Source organism: Finegoldia sp. P1-F-LS (assembly GCF_052932205.1).
This window is the reverse complement of record NZ_JBRFJH010000004.1, coordinates 174,157-191,417: the sequence shown is the minus strand read 5'-3', so window position 1 is coordinate 191,417 and position 17,261 is coordinate 174,157. Positions and strand designations below refer to the sequence as shown.

The following is a 17,261-nucleotide window of genomic DNA, read 5'->3' as shown; positions in this document are numbered from 1 at the left end:
TAATGATTTAAATGATAACTTAAGTTTAATGAATAATAGACCTAGAAAATGTATACAATATAAAACACCTAAAGAAGAACTTTTTGGTTTCTTACCATAAGTGTTGCATTTGATTTGACAATTCGTCTATAAAAAAAGGAGATAAAGTTAAAATATCTGGAGAAAATGGAACTGGAAAAACAACTTTAATTAAAATTTTAAGTAACATTTATACCGATTATAATGGAAATATTAGTATTAACAACACAGAGTTAAATAATGCGAAGAATATCAACATAAATTATTTTTGTCAAAACTCTTATGTTTTTCCAACTACTGTGAAAGAGAATATTTTCCTTGGAAAGAATAAAATAGATACTGTATTCACAGATAACAAGTTACTAATGAAAACAGATGTTAATGGTCTATCTGGTGGGGAAAAACACAAAATAACTTTGGATAGGGCGCTAATAGGAAACTCAAATATATTTATATTTGACGAACCATTCAATCACTTGGATAGCGAATCAACTGAAAAATTTCTGAAAGTTTTTGATGAAATTGAAGGAATAGTTATTTTTGTCGACCATAAAAATATAATTAAAAACTACAATAAAGAAATAATTTTATCTCACTAAAAAATCTGCCTTTTTCAAGGCAGATTTTAGTTTTAATAAGCGTTATTGTATATAGTTTCGATGTCTGATGTTGACAAATCTGAGTAGCTTGTTTTATATGCAGCTGTGTTTTCAGCCATTTCTTTGATTTTGTCTTTTGGAATGTCAAGTTCACGAAGTGTAGTTGGAGCGCCGATTTCTTCGAAGAAGTTTTGTAGTGCTTCGATTGATTCTAGTGCTAATTCTTCATCTGTTTTTCCTTCTGGATCTATATTCCACACATTGATTGCAAAGCTTCTGAATTTTTCCAAATGATTTTTGTAGACAAATTTCAAATAATTTGGATGGACCACTGCAAGTCCCATTCCGTGAGTTACATCAAAATATGCGGATAATGTGTGTTCCAATTTGTGGCTTAACCAATCTGAGCTTTTACCAGTGGCAGTAAGTCCGTTGATTGCAAGTGTACTTACCCACATTAGATTGCTTCTAGCTTGGTAATCTTCAGGATTTTTGAGAGCTACTCTGATACTGTCGATTACAGTTTTCATCAAGCTTTCTGATATATTATCTGTTGTGTTTTCGTAATCTGGTTCTGAAAAATATTCTTCCATTATATGGCTGAACATGTCGCAAGTTCCACTGATTAATTGATATTTTGGAAGTGAATATGTGTATGTTGGGTCGATTATTGAAAATACTGGATACAATAATCTGTGCCCGTAGCCGTATTTTTTCTTTCTTTCTATATTTGAAATTACACAACTACCGTCCATTTCACTACCAGTTCCAGCCATTGTTATTACTGTTCCCAGTTTGATAGCGTCAGTTGGTTTGTTTTTTTCTTCGAAGAAATAATCCCAGAAATCTTCATCAGTTTTTGCACCCATTGCGATTGCTTTTGAGCAGTCCAATGTAGATCCGCCGCCGACAGCTAGTATAAAATCAATGTCATTTTCTTTGCAGATTTTAATTCCTTCATAAACTTTGTCAGTTCTTGGGTTTGGAGTGATTCCAGAAAGTTCAAAAACTTCTTTGCCTTTCAAATTTTTCATAACATCATCGTAGACGCCATTTTTCTTGATGCTTCCTCCACCATAAGTTACTAAAATTTTATTGTAATTCTTTAATTCATCGGCTAGATTTGTAACTTGACCTTTACCGAAATGTACTCTTACAGGATTGTAAAATGTAAAATTGTTCATAATGCCCCCTTGTTTTATTTCAAATTTACTCATATAAATATATATCCGTTAATCATTTATTTAAAACAAAAAGCAGCGTAAAATTACGCCGCTTAATTCATTTCTTGTATTTTTTTGTAAACTATATCTTTGATTTCAGTTGAACTAAAAGTTTTAGTGTCAATTTTTTTGATGTTTTGTAAATTATCGGGAATAGGCGATTTGATAAAAGAGTTTAATTTTTCCAAAGCCATATTTATATCCAAATCTTCATTGTACCCAAATGATTTCAAAAGCTTATCTGTCGATGAATATGGAGAAGTTGTAGCCATAATTATTGAAGGAGTGTAATCATAAGAATCGATAACGTATTTGTCGTAGGCGAGAGAAGCCGTTGCGGTTTGAGGAGATAATGGATACTGACATTCCAAGAATAATCTCAAAATTTTCTGACTAACCTCATCACTTGTCAAGCTGTACGTTTCAATACAACTCAATTTTTGTAGTTCTTCAGGATACAAAGTAAACTTATTGTTTTCTCTAAAATCTGTAAAAATCTCTCTAATTCTTTCGTGATCATTTATCAAATGATGAAGTAATCTTTCGATATTTGCCAAGACCAATCTTTCAAATGATGTTGACTCTTCACCGAAAACTTCGTCATATACAAATTCTCCCGTATCCAAGAATTTTTTGAAAGATAATGGAGTTTTTGTAGCGCAAATTATTTTATTAATAGGAAGTCCCATTCTTTTTGCGTAGAAACAAGCCATTATGTTGCCGAAATTTTCCGTAGGAATACTTACGTTGATTCTTTTTCCGGCTTCTATCTCTCCGTATTTTACCATAGTCACATAACTGTAAAAATAATAAATAACTTGAGTGAGAACTCTGATTATATTCAAAGAATTGCACGTAGAAATCACGGATTCTTTTTGTGCAATCAAATTTTTGATATCAGAATCGTTTATCAAACTATCCACCAATTTTTTACATTCATAAAAATCACCATCTACGCCAATTGCACAGATATTATCGGAAAGCGTGGATAATAATTTTGATTTTTCGATATCTGAGATATTATTTGGATAAAACACGAAAACTTTTGTGTTCATCTTTTTGAAATTCTCAATCGTAGACACAGAAATATCAGTAGAAGCTGTGAACAAGTATAAGTTTTTCACATCTTCATTATTATTTAAATTAATATCTATAAATTTAGAGATAATACTCAATGACAAGTCCCTATAAGACAGACTTTTGTTGTTGAAAAGTTCAACGTAGCATCTATCATTTGTTTTTCTCAAAAAAACATTAGGCTCATCTCCATCGTAAGCGTTATTTACAATGCTTGATATTGAATCTTCGTCGATATCAGTTAAAAAATGCTTCAAAATATATATAGCAAGTTCGTTATATGTCATATCTCTAAGAACATCAATATCGTACAAATTATCTAAATTCAAAGGAACGTAAATATCATCATTTATACAATTGAAGATTACTTCTTGAGAATCGATAGTTATTGAATTATCCCTAGTGCTAATAAATTTCATATTTCCTCCTAATATTATTCTAATTATATCATTTTATGAGATTTAAGTTAATCTTTTTAAATTTTGATAAAATTTGAGTAAAAAATGCCAAAAACATAATGAAAAGCTTATAACTATTGTTTATTTTTTTTGAAGAGTATAATAATAGTAAAGCGTTTTCTAATCAATAGAATTGATTGTAGCTTTGGGTAAGAATTATAAATTTGAAGGAGAGAGGGCATTATGATAAAAGTAATTCTTAAAAAGAACATCAAGTTTATGGCAGTATCTTTGATTATGAGTTTAATTATGGTTGTGGCGACGTTGTCAGTACCATTTTTAAGTAACAAGATTTTCAGAGATATTACCAACATTCAAAGAAGTGATTTGTACTTATTGTTTGGGATAATGGTGTTAAATTATTTTATCCAAATAGGGCTGATTTTGTTAAAAGAAAAAGTAGCAGTGAATGTGAATTCAGAAAACTTGGATAATTTTATGCAGGATTTATTTCATGTGAAGTACGATACTATGATAAATTTGGGAAACAATTCACTGATAACGAAGATTTCGAAGTTGACTAATTCTATTTACAGTTTTTTGATTGACGATGTAAATACAATGGTTAGTTCGATTTTGATAATTATTGGATCTTTGATTTTTGTTTCAATCCAAAATATTTATTATGGTTTGATTTTACTGGCGATAATACCATTTACATTTTTTGGATTTAAATTAATCAATAAGAAGTTATCCGAAAAATGTGTTTCATTATCTGCGATTACTTCCAAAAACTACCAAGATTTTAACAATATTTACAGCAATCCAGATTTTTTGAAACAATACTCCAAGTTTGATGGTTTTGATAATCTTATCAACAAGAAAATCGTGGAAATTTTTGAAGCGCACAAAAGCGTTAATCAATTCGCAGGTGCAGCAAGTAGCAGTATTAGAATGTTTAACGAGCTTGTGCAAAACGCTTTGTTGATATGGATAAGTTATAATGTTACGATTGGAAACGCTAAGTTATACTCAATTGTGGTGTTTACCTTGGTTATCAATGTATTCTTCGACTCATTGTATTCATTAAATGGAGTAAATATCGACTTAACGAATTTGAAGGTGGATTCTGGATTTTATAAGGAAAATATTTTAGATAATTTAGAAAACAAAGACGGGATTGCCGTTGAAAATACTATTAGCAAAGTGAAGTTTGAAAATCCTGTTGTGAAAATTTTGGACACTGAGTTCAAATTTGAAATTAATGAAGAATTTTATCCTTCAGATATCGTATACATAGACGCAAAAAGTGGTGCAGGTAAAAGTACACTTCTACGTTCGTTGTTGAATATCAGAGATGTCGATGGAATATCTATCAACGAAAAGGACGTTAATTCATTATCTTTGGATGAATTAAGAGAAAAGGTCGCATATGTTCCACAAAATCCACTTATCATTCCTGCAAGTTTGAGGGAAAATATTTTGGTGGATACAGTCAAAGACAAATCTATCGATGAAAAAATATTGTCAATGGATGTTTTGAAGCCTGTATTGAAGAATAAAAATTTGGATTCAGAAATTTTGGCAAATGGAGAAAACTTGTCTGGAGGAGAAAAACAAAGAGTATCCATCGTTAGAAGTCTAATGAGAGATGCCGATGTTTATATTTTTGACGAAATAACAAGTAATTTGGATTTAGAATCACAGGAAGATTTCTTCTCGAATTTTATTAAAGATATCGACAATAAAATCGTGTTCATTATTAGTCATGATAAAAAAGTACAAAAATATTGCAACAAAACAATGCATGTAAAATAAAAGCGAGCTGATTTAATTTCAGCTCGTTTTTAACATGTGATTCTGTCTAATATTTTATTAATTTTCGGATCAAGTGGTGGTGTATTGAAAGCTGCAGTGAGAACTGCTTACAATATGTTAACTGGTGATGACCTTGAACAATTAGAGTTCAAGGAACTTAAAGAAATGAAAGGCATCAAAGAATCTAGTATCGAAATTTTAGGAAAAGAAGTTAAGGTTGCTGTTGCAAGTGGACTTGCAAATGCGAGAAGACTTTTGGAAAGAATTAGAGATGGAAAAGCTCACTACGAAATTATAGAAATCATGGCTTGCCCTGGTGGATGTATCGGCGGAGCTGGTCAACCACTTCTTAGAGGAAATGTTTCGAAATTAGAAAAGAGAATGAAGGCTATTCACACAGAAGACAGGGACAAACCAATCAGAAGATCTTACGAAAACAAATCTATCAAAAAGATTTACAATGAGTATTTGGATGCTCCTGGTTCAGAAAAAGCACATCATTTGCTTCACACAGAATATTCTTCAAGAGAAAAATATTAATTCAATAATAGATAAAAGTTCTTTGGCGATTGCCGAGGAACTTTTTTATTGAAACCAATTATCAAACTAAAAAAATTGTAGTATTATATATAGATGGAGTTGGTGAATAATTGAAAAAAATTTGTAATATATTTTTAGGACTAATTTTGGCTCTGATTTTTATAATAAATTTAAAATGGGGAAATAATGACCATTTGGTAAGCTATGATGGAATTGAGCTTGATTATATAAAAGCTACTGTAGTAGATATTGTAGATGAAACTCTGGATTATCCTTACAATTCAAAACCTGTTGGAATACAAAACATCAAAGCGAAAATTAGAAAAACTGGAGAAATTGTGAATGTGGAGAATAAACTAGAAGCATCGCATAGTGTTTTAGTAAAAAAGAACGACAAAGTAATTCTGGCGAAAAGTAGAAATCCTCATCACAATTCTGAAACTTTTTACAGGATGTATAATTACGATAGAAGTTTTAGTACAATCTTATGGATGGGGATATTTATAATTTTCATAGCAATTGTTGCAGGAAGTAGAGGAATAAAAAGTACGATTGCTCTTGTGATTAGTATATACATAATTTTGTTTTTCGATATTTCTCTTATAATGAATGGATTCAATAATATTTTGATTACGATTTTAACTGTGATTTTGTGTACAATATATTCTACTTTAATATTATATGGTTATTCGAAAATGAGTTTAATCAACATGATTTCGGTTTCGGTATCATTTGTATTTGTGAGTATTTTGGTTAAATTAATGAGTATTGGACTTAATATTTCGGGGTATAATCTGGAAAATGTCGGAGAACTGATACTCGTAATAGGAAAGGTATGGAAATTAAATATTGAAAATTTACTGTTTTCAACTGTTGCTATTTCAGCTTTGGGAGCGTCAATGGATGTAAGTGTATCGATAGCTTCTGCATTAAGAGAAATTCAGTCGTTAAATAAAGATGTATCGAGCAAAAAATTATTTAAAAGTGGGATGAGTATTGGCAGAGATATTATAGGAACAATGGTCAATACATTAGTATTCGCATTTATCGGATCGTCACTTGTGAGCATAATGATTTTTATATTGCACGGAACAAATACTTTTAATAGAGTTGTAAGTTCTGATTTTTTTGCAGTGGAAATTACGAAAGCGTTAATTGGAATTAGTGTTGTGATTATAATGGTTCCAGTGACTTCTTTCATTGCATCGAAAATATACAATGAGAATAGTTTTTTTAAGCATATCAAATGATATGCTTTTTTTAATGTTTTTTTAACAAATTTTTACAATTTATTAACATTGGAAAACATGGATTTAATATTTTAATCGTACAATGTAATAGGTGATGAAATATTGAAGAAAATTGTTAATGTAATTTTAATCTTGCTCTTGGTAGGAATTTTCTTTTTGAATAGGAAATTAGATGATAATGAGAGCTTGATTAGTTACAAGGGAGTTGAATATCTGAGGGCGAAGGTTGTGGAAGTTGTGGATGAATCGCTAGATTATCCGGACAATTCTAAACCTGTCGGCGTTCAGAAGATTAAAGCTAAGATTTTAAAAACTGGAAAAGTTGTGGAGTTGGATAACGAACTTGTGAACACACACAGCATTAAAGTTCACAAAGAAAGTAATGTTATTCTAATTCAAAATCAAAATTCAGGTTCAACTGATGATTATTACTATTCCGTGTACAACTACGATAGAAGTATAAGAATTTTTGTGATTATAGCATTATTTGTAATATTTTTGGCTGTGATTGCTGGGATAAAAGGCCTCAAAAGTGCGATAGCTTTATTTGTAAGTATTTACATAATTTTATTTTTTGATGTGGCGCTTTTGATGAATGGATACAATAATATTTTGATTACGATTATAACTGTAATTTTGTGTGCAGTCTATTCTCTAGTGGTGTTGTATGGATACAGTAAAATGACTTTGGTGAATATGATATCGATAGGAACTTCATTTTTGATAGCGGCTATAATGGTCAAAATCATTGGAAAAGTTTTGTATGTTTCTGGACACAATATGGAAAATGTAGAAACGTTGATTTTGATAGGAAAAACGTGGGGACTTAGGATTGAAAACTTATTATTCTCTGCAGTTTCCATTGCATCTCTTGGTGCTTCAATGGATGTTAGTGTGTCGATTTCATCTTCTTTGAAAGAAATTAAATCATTAAATACAGATTTGGATAGCAAGAAGCTTTTTCAAAGCGGAATGAATATAGGTAAAGATATTATTGGAACAATGGTAAACACGTTGGTGTTTGCATTTATTGGGGCTTCTCTAGTGACGATTATGGTTTTGATATCGCACGGAGTAAGTTTTAATCAGCTTGTAAATTCTGATTTCTTTTCAGTGGAAATCACAAAAGGGATAATAGGTACGGTCGTTGTGATTATAATGGTGCCAGTGACATCATTATTCTCATCAATTATATATAATCTTAAGGGGGAAAATTAATGAACAAAACGGCAAAAGCGTTATTAGCACTGGGTATGGTATTTTCTATAGCTACAACAGCTACATACACAACTACATTCGCTGAAACTAATGTAAAAAATGATGTTAGCACAACAGCAACACAAACTCAAGATGAATCTCAAATAAGATTTCCAATCTTGACTATAGGTAAAGACCAAAGTGAAAGAAACTTCACTTGGTACAGCAAGAGTAAAGAACAAGGTTATTTGGAAATCGTAGAAGCAAATGATCAAAAAGATTTTTCAAATGCAACGAAAATCAAAGCTGTAACTTCTGACAAGAACACAACATTTGATATCAATGACAAATCAAACGCAAAAGTAAAAATCGAAAAAGATATGAAAGATCAAGCTTTAAAAGATTTGTATGAACTTAAAGATATGTCAAACTCTCAAGTTAATATTAAAAACTTAAAGCCTAATACTAAATACATGTACAGAGTTTACAATGGTAATGGCAAAAAATCTCAAGTTTTCGAATTTACAACTCAACCAAAAGGAGACTTTACATTTGTATTAGCCGGGGACCCTCAAATTGGTGCTGGTAAATTCTACGCAGACAGAGACAAATGGGAAAAAGCATTGGGAACTATCAAAAAACAAGTTCCACAAATGAGTTTCTTGTACAGTTTGGGAGACCAAATCAACGAATATACATCTAAATCAGAATTAGAATACAGTGGATATATAGAAAGAGAAAACGCAAAAGGAATTACATTTGCAACGTTAATTGGTAACCACGATTCACAAGCAAATTCATATTCACAGCACTTTGCACTTCCTAACATTCAAGCTGAAGGAAAAACAGAAGCAGGTTCCAACTATTATTTCGTGTACAATAATACGTTATTCATTCAATTAAATTCTAACAACATGAATACTGCTGAACACAAAGCTACAATTGAAAAAGCAATTGAAATGACAAAAAATCAAAAAATCAAATGGAAAGTAGTTGGCTTCCACCACGCAATTTATTCTGCAGCAACTCATGCGAATGACGATGATATCATTAAAAGAAGAGCAGAATATCCAGCATTGATGAAACAATACGGTATTGATTTAATAGTAGCAGGTCACGACCACGTATACACTAGAAGTCGTATGATGGATGGTGGAATAGCAATTGAAAGCGAAAGAAACTTTACTGACAAATCAAAAGAAGAAGGTAAAGTTCCATCAAAATATGTAAACCCAAAAGGACAATTATATTTAACTGCAAACTCTGCATCAGGTTCAAAACACTATGATTTAGTAGAATTCAAAGACTACATGGCAGTTAGAGACCAACATTACAAGCCAAACTTCACAGAAGTTAAAGTGACTGACAAGTCAATAGTTGCTACAACTTATGAAACAGATTCATTAAAAGTTGTTGATCAAGTTGAAATCGAAAAATCAACTGCAAACACTACAAATGAAAATGTTCAAAGAATTTCTGGACAAAACAGAGTACAAACAGCTATCGAAGTTTCTAAGAAAATGTTCAAAGAAGGAACTAACAAAGTCGTATTAGCTAACCAAGATAATTATTCTGACGTTTTGACAGCTGCTCCATTTGCAAAAGCAAACAACGCATCCTTGTTGTATGTATCTTCTAATTCAATTAGTAAAGAAGTAATGAGTGAAATTGCTAGATTAAAAGCTAAAGAAATCACTATTATCGGTGGAGAAAAATCTGTCGATGAAGGATTGAAAAAAGAATTAGAAAAGAGAAACTTCAAAGTTGACAGACTTTCAGGAATTGACAGATACAAAACAAGTGCACAAATCTCAGCTAAACTTATCAACGATAAGACAACAACATTAGAAATCGCGAGTGGTGAAAATTATGCCGATGCATTATCACTTAACAACGCAGCTGAAAAAGACAAAGCTCCAATACTTTTAGTAAGAGTTAACGCTATCGACAAATCGGTTGAAGATGTTATCAAATCATCAAAAGCATCATTAATAAACATAGCTGGTGGTGAAAAATCAGTATCTGAAAGCACAAAAGCTAACATCAAAAAAATCTCCAATGCTACAGTTAACAGAATTGGCGGAGCTGACAGATACGAAACAAGTATTCTTCTTGCAAAATATTCTGGAGCAAAAGAAGTTGTCGTAGTAGCAAGTGGCGAAAACTTTGCGGACGCATTAGTTGCAGCACCATTCTCAGCAAAACAAAAAGGTGCAATCCTTCTTACTAACAAAGACAAATTAGGACAAAAAACAGAACAATTCATCAAAGATACTAAATTCAACAAATCTTATGTAATTGGTGGAGAAAAATCAGTATCCGAAGATGTAATTACTCAATTAACAAATATCATAAAGTAATCCCATAAACTTCTAAATTTTAGGTATCCTCTCAATTTATATTGAGGGGATATTTTTGTTATGAATTTTAAAAATCTGGGTATAAATTACTCAAACAAAGGGGGAGTATTTATGAAAAGATTACATAAGTTTTTAAAAGTTTCGGTTGTTTTATTATTTGCGATAATATTTCTAGCATCTTGTAGTAAAAATAATGTGGAAAAAGAAAATATCAAATTAACTGAAGAACAACAAAAATGGGTTGGAAATTACTTTGAACAAGCTTTTAAAGGGATAAAGACAGGAAAAGATAGAAAGCTTACAGATGACGAGGTCAATCAAATTAAAAAAGTATTTGTGGAAAAATTTCCTGGATCAGAATTTGATGGAAATATAAACATAACTTCGAATTTCTTCAAGGCAGGAAGTTACAACGATCCAAAAGAAATGGATTTGGATAGTTTTATCAAATATTTTCCAAGTAAAGTCTTGGAAGAAAATTCTGATGAATTCAAAACTACTCTTGAAAAATTGAAAAAACTAGATAGTTTTTCAGAATTCGAATTATCAGCTAAACTAATGCCGTTAGTTGAAATAGACAAGAATCTCGTAGATGCTACGTTGAAAAAATACGCAGGGATTGTTTCAGACGATGTTAAAAGCAAAGGAATGTGCTTGTATTTGAAAGAAAACAACGCTTATTATACATTTGTAAGCGATGTTGGCATAGGCACTTTTTATCCAACTGAAGGAGAAATCAAAGGCAATGATTTGGTATTAAAAAACAACTATGCGACTCTTACACTTGAAAATAAGGACGGAAATTACTTTATAAAATCATATATTGAGAAATAATTTACACGAAATGGCTCCAATAATTAGGAGCCATTATTTATATTTGTAAAATATTTCAAAGTAATATATACTATCTAATGTTAAAAATAATAAAATCATGGAGGTATTATGAAAAACAAATTTTTGAAGATGTTGAGTCTTTCATTAATGTTGATTTTTGCATTGACTGCTTGTCAATCAAATGATAAATCAAAAGAAACGACATCAAAAGAAACAACAAAGACAGAAGAAAAAACAGAAGGTGCTAAGAAATTTGAAGGTAAAACTTTGAATGTTGTTGCAACAAGCGACAAATACGTAAAATTATTTGACAAGTTCACTGAAAAAACAGGAGCTAAGGTAGAATTCTTATCTATGTCAAGTGGAGAAGTTTTATCAAGAGCAAAAGCTGAAGGTAAGGCTATGGCTGATGTATGGTTTGGTGGCGGAATCGATGCTTTCATGAAGGCTAAATCAGACGATATGTTAGAAAAATATGAATCTGAAGCTTTAAAACAAATTCCTGACGATTACAAGGACAAAGATGGTTATTGGTTATCAAAAGGTATCACAGTTGTTGGTTTCTTAGCAAACAACGAAGTATTAAAATCTAAAAACTTAGAAGTTCCAAAAACTTGGGATGAATTAGCTGATCCAAAATACAAAGGTGAAGTAATCATGAGCGATCCTTCAATTTCTGGTACAAATTATGCAGCAGTTAAAGGATTGTTGGACAAATACGGCGAAGAAAAAGGTTGGGATTATTTATCTAAATTAAATGATAACATCAGTTTCTACGGCAAAAGAGGAAAAGATCCTCAAGAAAAAACAGCAGCTGGAGAATTTGGAATTGGTATTATTCCAGTTGACAAATCAGCGTTTGATACAGCAAAAGATAACAACTTAACTGTTGTATATCCTGAAGATGGTATTCCATGGGTTCCAGAAGGAGTAGCTATTTTCAAAAATTCACCTAACACTGAAGTTGCAAAAGCATTCATCGATTTCATGTTAGAAGATGAATCTTTACAAATGTTAGCAGAAATAGACGGAAAAGATTCTAACCAAATGGTTAAAGATGGAATCAAAGGTCTTGATTTAGGTTTGAAAAAAGAAAACTTAATCAAACAAGATTTGTCTACTTTTGGTGAAAAGAGAGAAGCTATTTTAAATAAATTCTCAGAATTTGTAAAAAATAAGTAATTTAATAGGGAGAAATCTATCAGGTTTCTCCCATTTTACTAGCACCTTAACGGGTGCTTGTTTTAAATGGAGTAAATTATGAAAATATTAGATAAATTTATTAAATACATAATTTTCCTACTCATATTCGTGTTTATTGGACTTCCGTTTTTGTATGTATTTAAAGAAGCATTCACTGCAGATGGAGGCAATTCAATAGATTTTATATTAAATGTATTTAAAGAAAACAAAAATCTGTTTGTGAATTCAATTACAGTTGGTTTTATTGTATCGGTTTTGACTACGGTTTTTTCAGCAATTATCGGTTTATATTGTTTTTTGAGTGGCAAAATTCATCAAAAAATCATCAGCGCAATTTTGTTGGTTACGATGATATCGCCTCCTTTTGTAACGAGTTTGTCTTACATATATTTATTTGGAAGAAGAGGATTTATCACTTATAATTTGTTGAAATTAAACATTAACCCTTATGGAATGACAGGGATTATTTTAATGGAAACTTTGGGGTTTTTGTCGTTAAGTTGTTTGATGGTAATATCGTATTTGAATAATTTGGATTCAGATTCTATAAATTCTGCAATCGACTTAGGAGCCAATACAAATCACGTTGTAATCGATATTCTGATTCCGCAACTAAAAAACACATTGATTTCGGTGTTTTTTCTTACATTTATACGTTCAATCGCAGATTTTGGAACGCCGGCAATTATAGGTGGAAAGTTTAATGTTTTGGCGAGCGAAGGATACATGGCTGTTATTAGCAAAGGAGATATTAAAACGGCAGCTGTTATCAATATAATGATTTTAATTCCTTCTGTTATTATGTTCATTATTTACAACAAATCGATGAGAAAAAATAGCGTTAATTCAAATTCATCGGGAGATTTTATTATAGACAAAAAATCTTTTGTTTATTATTTTTTGTGTGCTATAAGTGTGTTTTTGTTGAGTTGGCTTGTGATTCAATATGCATCAATAATTCTATCGGCATTTACAAAAATGAAAAACAACGTATTGACATTTACTTTTGAAAATTTCAGAAATTCCAAATCATACATCACAAACACAATTACAAGAAGTATTGTGTACTCTTTGATTAGTGCTTTTTTTGGAAGTATGATAGGGCTTTTGATGGCTTACTACTCTATAATCAAAAAGAGTAAGGTGATAAAAATTGCCGACTATATCTCAAATTTGCCATATATTTTGCCAGGAACTTTCTTTGGATTGGGGTATTTATTGGCATTCAATCACAAACCATTTTTGTTGGTAGGAACGAGTGCAATTGTAGTTTTGAATGTTTTATTCAAACAAATGCCATTCTCAACAAAAGTTATGAACAGCCATGTATTATCAATCAGCGAAGATGAAATCAATTCTGCACAGGATTTGGGTGCCAATTTCATTTATGTATTTAAAGATATTGTGCTTCCACTAACTAAGAAAGGCTTTACTGTTACATTCATCAATGCGTTTACTGCGACAATGACGACAATTGGTTCGATTATTTTCTTGGTTTATCCAGGACAAAAAGTTTTAACACTTGTGATGTTTGATGTTATAAATAGTGGTAATTACAATATAGGTTCAGTGATTGCGTTAATAATAATTTTGATATGTCTTGTAGTAAACGGTGGATATTATTTGTTAACAAAAATAGGAGATAAAAAATGATTTTGAGTGTTAAAAACCTTACTAAAATTTACGAAGATAAAACAGTAGTTGATAATGTAGAATTTGATTTGGAAAAAGGAAAAATGTTGTGTATTTTGGGGCCTTCAGGTTGTGGGAAAAGCACGATACTAAACATGATTGGTGGTTTTGTAAAGCCTAATTCCGGACAAATTATTTTGGATGGAGAAGATATTACTCATTTGACTGCTGAAAAAAGAGATATAACAACAGTATTTCAATCTTATGGGCTTTTTTACCACATGAATGTGTTCAAAAACGTCGCTTATGGTTTGAAATTCAAAAACATGGACAAAGATACAATTGAAAATAAGGTCAATGAAATGATTGATCTTGTTGGATTAAAAGGTCATGAGAAAAAGATGATTGACGAATTATCTGGTGGACAAAGACAAAGAGTCGCCCTTGCAAGATCTTTGGTTTTGAGTCCAAAACTTTTGCTATTAGATGAACCTCTCAGCAATTTGGATCAAAAATTGAGAGTTAGCATGAGGTTGTTAATCAAAAATATTCAAAAAAATTTAGGAACTACCATGATTTTCGTAACACACGACCAAAACGAAGCTTTTGAGTTAGCAGATGATATTATTTTAATGAATAAAGGTAAAATCGAACAACATTCATATCCTTTAGATATCTACAAAAATCCGGAAAATAATTTCGTGTTGAATTTTATCGGTGATAAAAATATTTTTGAAGGATATTACGTTAGACCAGAAGATGTAAAAATTTCAGAACAAGGAGAAGATGGTATTATCAAGGATATTGTGTTCCAAGGCTCAAGCGTAAAAGTTGAGATACAATTAGATGACAAAACTATCGATTCTTATATGCTCAACAATGATTTTAAAAATGAAATTGGAGATAAAGTAAAAGTTATATATTTTAAAAGAAAATTACCGACAAATTAGAGTAAAAGACTTGAATTTTGGGTAAAATATAGTATAGAGATATTACGAGGAGGTAGCATGGGCAGAAAAAAAGTTTCAGAATATCCTTATACTATTCAAGAATTAAAAGAAATTACAATTCGCCAATTGCAAGAAAGAGGCGTTGAGATAGAAGATATTTCAAAAATAGTGTTTACTTTACAAGAAAAATACTATCCTAATTTGACAATGCAACTTTGCACTGAAAATGTAGAGAGAGTTCTAGAAAAACGAGAAGTGTTGCAATGCGTTTTGACAGGGATTGCAATTGACAAGGCTTGCGACAAGAAATTATTCGACGATCCTATTCAAAAGATTATTGAATCAGATGAAAGTCTTTATGGAATCGATGAGGTGTTGGCTTTGTCTATTATTAACGTGTACGGTTCGATTGGTTTTACTAATTTTGGGTATTTGGATAAGGAAAAAATCGGAATTATAAAGGAATTAGACGTGGAGAAAACTGATTGCGTTAACACGTTTTTGGATGATATAGTGGCTGCGATTGCAGCGGCTGCGGCAAGTAGATTATCTCATTCGAGATTTAAATAGGAGATTTTATGTATACGATAGATAACATAAACAAAAAAAGAAGATTCAAGAAGATTGACTTGGATTGTAGCCTTGAAATAGAAGAAGGTTACATATATTTGTTTACAGGTCACGACAAAAATATTGATGAGTTGTTCGATATTTTAGGTTCTTTTACAACTAAATACAATGGAGAATTTTTGTACGGCTTTGAAGAAAAAGAGAACGTACTAAAGAATCCGAAGCTAACTAATGAAGTTGAATTTTCAACATTTTTACAAGATTACAATTCTTCTATGAAGGTGAAGAAGTATCTTAAATTAAAGAAGAAGTTGAGCCCTTATTTTGATGAAGAATTTGTGGATTCTGTTCTTAAAGGATTTGCAATTGATGAATTTGCAAGATTAGAGGATTTGAAGGAAGATTACTGCAACATAGTTCTTATGACTGCGGCACTTGCTACGAACAAAAAAGTTGTGTTATTGAAAAATTTTGAAATAGCAGACAGGAAACTTTCTTTGGAATTCATTGATATAATGAAAAAACGCCAAGAATTAATCAGAAATACGATTTTGATTTCGGCTCCAATTGTGGAAGAAGTATTCTTTGATTATTTGGTGTTAATGCAAAATGGAAGAATTAAATTCAAAGATTCTAAGCACAACATTCTTACAAAAGCGAATGTGGTTCGTGGACCAAAGGAAATTATAACTGCTATGAATTACAAAAGGTTTTTGACGAGAACTTCGGATGGATTAGAAGATGAAATCAAAATGTTCGATGATATTAACGAGGATGAACGAATTTTACTTGAAAATAATGGATGTGTAATCAAACAATTACCATTAGATGAATTAATAACAATGATTGAGGAGGGAAATTATGAAAAGACTGTTAAAACAGAAGTTGTCGACTAGTTTGGCGTACGCGTTTTATACCCTTCTGGTATCAGTAGTTATACTTGCAATTATTGGAGGACTTTCCTATTTTAAAATATGGAAATTCGATTTCGGGAAACTTCCACTATTCACATACGTAGTTGCGATGTTCTTGTTCAACACTTTCTATTTTTTATTAGTAGCAAGCAAAGATTATTTCCAAGATTTTGGAATGGATATCGAATCATCCTATCACAGAAAACAAATTAAAAAAGCGACGATATTTGAAAGAATTTTCAACGTTGTGCTGGTATTTGCAATTATAATCGGGATAATATATTTAACGAGAATAATGTCAGGATATTTGCATGCCAGACAAATCGAAATTTATTATGACAAGATAGGAGTGTTCACAAAAGGTTCATTATTGTCATACATGCCGAAGGTTTTTGTGATTACATCTATATGTAGCCTTGCATTCAATTCGTTGATTTTCTTAGCTTATAAACTTGGCGCTGTGAAGATATTCATATTATTTACTGCGATTATTATCGCTGTGAATGTGTTCTTCTCAGAATGTTTAATATCAGCATTCAAACTATTCAGTGGACTTAATATGTTTGTATATTTGGGAGCTGGAGTAGTAGCAATTATTTTATCGGTATTATTTACGAACTTCATAAAAGGATTAAATGTAAAATAAAGGAGATAGCTCGGAGCAATCCGGGCTTTTTT

General features: G+C 31.1%; 15 protein-coding genes. 13 read left to right on the top strand and 2 right to left on the bottom strand.

Annotated features, from left to right (window positions below; translation table 11 throughout):
* Nucleotides 1–128: 128 nt before the first annotated feature.
* Complete coding sequence (locus tag ACU68Y_RS05335) at nucleotides 129–617, top strand: ATP-binding cassette domain-containing protein (RefSeq protein WP_446755639.1); 489 nt, start codon at nucleotides 129–131, stop codon at nucleotides 615–617.
* A gap of 32 nt (nucleotides 618–649) precedes the next feature.
* On the opposite strand, the gene ACU68Y_RS05330 is transcribed toward ACU68Y_RS05335, so the two are convergent.
* Both ACU68Y_RS05330 and ACU68Y_RS05325 read right to left on the bottom strand, forming a co-directional pair.
* Nucleotides 650–1,801: an iron-containing alcohol dehydrogenase gene (locus ACU68Y_RS05330; RefSeq protein WP_446755564.1), complete on the bottom strand. Its 1,152-nt coding sequence runs from the start codon at nucleotides 1,799–1,801 to the stop codon at nucleotides 650–652.
* A gap of 92 nt (nucleotides 1,802–1,893) precedes the next feature.
* A complete protein-coding gene (locus ACU68Y_RS05325; protein ID WP_446755565.1) occupies nucleotides 1,894–3,336 on the bottom strand; it encodes a threonine synthase in 1,443 nt (480 codons plus the stop codon).
* Nucleotides 3,337–3,558: 222 nt separating this feature from the next.
* Between ACU68Y_RS05325 and ACU68Y_RS05320 the strand changes: the two genes are divergently transcribed.
* The 12 genes from ACU68Y_RS05320 (at nucleotide 3,559) to ACU68Y_RS05265 (ending at nucleotide 17,229) form a co-directional block, all read left to right on the top strand.
* The gene (locus ACU68Y_RS05320; protein ID WP_446755566.1) at nucleotides 3,559–5,133 is read left to right on the top strand and encodes an ATP-binding cassette domain-containing protein; all 1,575 of its coding nucleotides are present in this window, start codon (nucleotides 3,559–3,561) and stop codon (nucleotides 5,131–5,133) included.
* A gap of 84 nt (nucleotides 5,134–5,217) precedes the next feature.
* The gene (locus ACU68Y_RS05315; RefSeq protein WP_227930505.1) at nucleotides 5,218–5,673 is read left to right on the top strand and encodes an iron hydrogenase small subunit; all 456 of its coding nucleotides are present in this window, start codon (nucleotides 5,218–5,220) and stop codon (nucleotides 5,671–5,673) included.
* A 110-nt stretch (nucleotides 5,674–5,783) separates the two neighbouring features.
* Nucleotides 5,784–6,923 carry a YibE/F family protein gene (locus tag ACU68Y_RS05310; protein ID WP_446755567.1) on the top strand — a complete coding sequence of 380 codons (1,140 nt, stop codon included), beginning with the start codon at nucleotides 5,784–5,786 and terminating at the stop codon, nucleotides 6,921–6,923.
* A gap of 102 nt (nucleotides 6,924–7,025) precedes the next feature.
* Nucleotides 7,026–8,141 (top strand): YibE/F family protein, encoded by a 1,116-nt coding sequence (locus ACU68Y_RS05305; RefSeq protein ID WP_446755568.1) that lies wholly within the window; start codon nucleotides 7,026–7,028, stop codon nucleotides 8,139–8,141.
* Nucleotides 8,141–10,480 carry a cell wall-binding repeat-containing protein gene (locus tag ACU68Y_RS05300; RefSeq protein WP_446755569.1) on the top strand — a complete coding sequence of 780 codons (2,340 nt, stop codon included), beginning with the start codon at nucleotides 8,141–8,143 and terminating at the stop codon, nucleotides 10,478–10,480. Before ACU68Y_RS05305 ends, ACU68Y_RS05300 begins: the two co-directional genes overlap by 1 nt.
* Nucleotides 10,481–10,591: 111 nt before the next feature.
* On the top strand, nucleotides 10,592–11,314 hold the full coding sequence (locus ACU68Y_RS05295) for a hypothetical protein (protein ID WP_446755570.1): 723 nt from the start codon (nucleotides 10,592–10,594) through the stop codon (nucleotides 11,312–11,314).
* A 108-nt stretch (nucleotides 11,315–11,422) separates the two neighbouring features.
* Nucleotides 11,423–12,496, top strand: a complete 1,074-nt coding sequence (locus tag ACU68Y_RS05290; protein WP_080685039.1) for an ABC transporter substrate-binding protein — start codon at nucleotides 11,423–11,425, stop codon at nucleotides 12,494–12,496.
* Between the two features lie 78 nt (nucleotides 12,497–12,574).
* Nucleotides 12,575–14,170: an ABC transporter permease gene (locus ACU68Y_RS05285; protein WP_446755571.1), complete on the top strand. Its 1,596-nt coding sequence runs from the start codon at nucleotides 12,575–12,577 to the stop codon at nucleotides 14,168–14,170.
* A complete protein-coding gene (locus ACU68Y_RS05280) occupies nucleotides 14,167–15,099 on the top strand; it encodes an ABC transporter ATP-binding protein (RefSeq protein ID WP_060790326.1) in 933 nt (310 codons plus the stop codon). Before ACU68Y_RS05285 ends, ACU68Y_RS05280 begins: the two co-directional genes overlap by 4 nt.
* A gap of 57 nt (nucleotides 15,100–15,156) precedes the next feature.
* Entirely contained in the window at nucleotides 15,157–15,669 is a 513-nt protein-coding gene (locus tag ACU68Y_RS05275) for a phosphatidylglycerophosphatase A family protein (RefSeq protein WP_154274218.1), read from the top strand.
* 8 nt (nucleotides 15,670–15,677) lie between these two features.
* Entirely contained in the window at nucleotides 15,678–16,565 is an 888-nt protein-coding gene (locus ACU68Y_RS05270; protein ID WP_446755572.1) for an ABC transporter, read from the top strand.
* Nucleotides 16,531–17,229: a hypothetical protein gene (locus tag ACU68Y_RS05265; RefSeq protein WP_446755573.1), complete on the top strand. Its 699-nt coding sequence runs from the start codon at nucleotides 16,531–16,533 to the stop codon at nucleotides 17,227–17,229. The genes ACU68Y_RS05270 and ACU68Y_RS05265 overlap by 35 nt, the downstream gene beginning before the upstream one ends.
* Nucleotides 17,230–17,261: the final 32 nt, after the last annotated feature.

Bases quoted from the DNA above. Each gene is read 5' to 3' on its own strand.
- ACU68Y_RS05285 (WP_446755571.1), top strand. From the start codon at position 12,575: ATGAAAATATTAGATAAATTTATTAAATACATAATTTTCCTACTCATA.
- ACU68Y_RS05330 (WP_446755564.1), bottom strand. From the start codon at position 1,801: ATGAACAATTTTACATTTTACAATCCTGTAAGAGTACATTTCGGTAAA.
- ACU68Y_RS05280 (WP_060790326.1), top strand. From the start codon at position 14,167: ATGATTTTGAGTGTTAAAAACCTTACTAAAATTTACGAAGATAAAACA.
- ACU68Y_RS05300 (WP_446755569.1), top strand. From the start codon at position 8,141: ATGAACAAAACGGCAAAAGCGTTATTAGCACTGGGTATGGTATTTTCT.
- ACU68Y_RS05320 (WP_446755566.1), top strand. From the start codon at position 3,559: ATGATAAAAGTAATTCTTAAAAAGAACATCAAGTTTATGGCAGTATCT.
- ACU68Y_RS05295 (WP_446755570.1), top strand. From the start codon at position 10,592: ATGAAAAGATTACATAAGTTTTTAAAAGTTTCGGTTGTTTTATTATTT.
- ACU68Y_RS05270 (WP_446755572.1), top strand. From the start codon at position 15,678: ATGTATACGATAGATAACATAAACAAAAAAAGAAGATTCAAGAAGATT.
- ACU68Y_RS05265 (WP_446755573.1), top strand. From the start codon at position 16,531: ATGAAAAGACTGTTAAAACAGAAGTTGTCGACTAGTTTGGCGTACGCG.
- ACU68Y_RS05275 (WP_154274218.1), top strand. From the start codon at position 15,157: ATGGGCAGAAAAAAAGTTTCAGAATATCCTTATACTATTCAAGAATTA.
- ACU68Y_RS05325 (WP_446755565.1), bottom strand. From the start codon at position 3,336: ATGAAATTTATTAGCACTAGGGATAATTCAATAACTATCGATTCTCAA.
- ACU68Y_RS05290 (WP_080685039.1), top strand. From the start codon at position 11,423: ATGAAAAACAAATTTTTGAAGATGTTGAGTCTTTCATTAATGTTGATT.